The 864-nt window shown below is 49.3% G+C and carries 1 pseudogene; it reads right to left on the bottom strand.

Going from position 1 to position 864, the window contains the following annotated elements:
• Positions 1-619, bottom strand: a pseudogene (locus G3436_RS26335) (integrase); the annotation flags it as partial.
• Positions 620-864: the final 245 nt, after the last annotated feature.

Raw genomic sequence — 864 nt, 5'->3', positions numbered from 1 at the left:
GTAGTCGCAAAAATATAAAAAGGTTTCGGTTGTAGGCTGTATTGCCAGTATCAACCAGGCCTCGTTGGCCACGCATATGGGGTAGCGCAAACAGTGTCTTGTAGGACTTGATGTATCCGATGCGCAAAAGGATTTTCTGCATTTTCACAAGATTCTTAATCATGTCCCCGGCGATGGGTTCGATAGGTCGTGTTTCCGTTCGACGATAACCGAACAGGTGCTTGCTGCTTTTGGCGTTGCTAAAGTTTAGCCATTCACCACAAGCGCTTAAGCACTTGTCGGCTTTGAGTGTGTAAAGCTCACTAACGCGTCGGGCCATTAATGCGCCAATGGTCAGCTGGATTCCACCCATGTACGTAGCAAGAAGGTCGTAAAGGCCTACATTATTTCGGAGCTTGTCAAAGTACTCCTGTTTATTTCCTTTGATCGACTCGCGCAGGGTCTTGGTGTCGATGATTCGAGAACTCAACGATAATTGAGTGACGCCTAGGTTTACCAGATAGGGGCCAACAATTTTTTTGTACTTCATTTTCGGATAAGGTAGAGGGGGCGATGCCGCGCTTTTGACACTCCAGTGCAACTCGGCAAAAGCCCTTGATGATCTCAGTGCCATGTTCAATATGAAACTCGATCGCATGTCGCAGCGATGTGAATACGGTATCCGATGGCACCGTTCTAAACCTTCCCTTTGTGCCAAGTTTCGGCGTATACGCGTCAGCCTCAACCAGGCCTGTAATCTTCGGCGCGGGAAGTCCGATCTCGTGCAGGGTTCCAAGGTTGTAAAGGCTTGACCGATAGGCGAAATATGTTTGGTCACGCATCAGGGAGTTGGCGGCGGTATGCGCCGGCACGCCAGGATATTCA

Source organism: Pseudomonas brassicae, assembly GCF_010671725.1.
GTDB classification, from domain to species: domain Bacteria; phylum Pseudomonadota; class Gammaproteobacteria; order Pseudomonadales; family Pseudomonadaceae; genus Aquipseudomonas; species Aquipseudomonas brassicae.
This window is presented reverse-complemented; position numbering and strand designations above follow the sequence as displayed.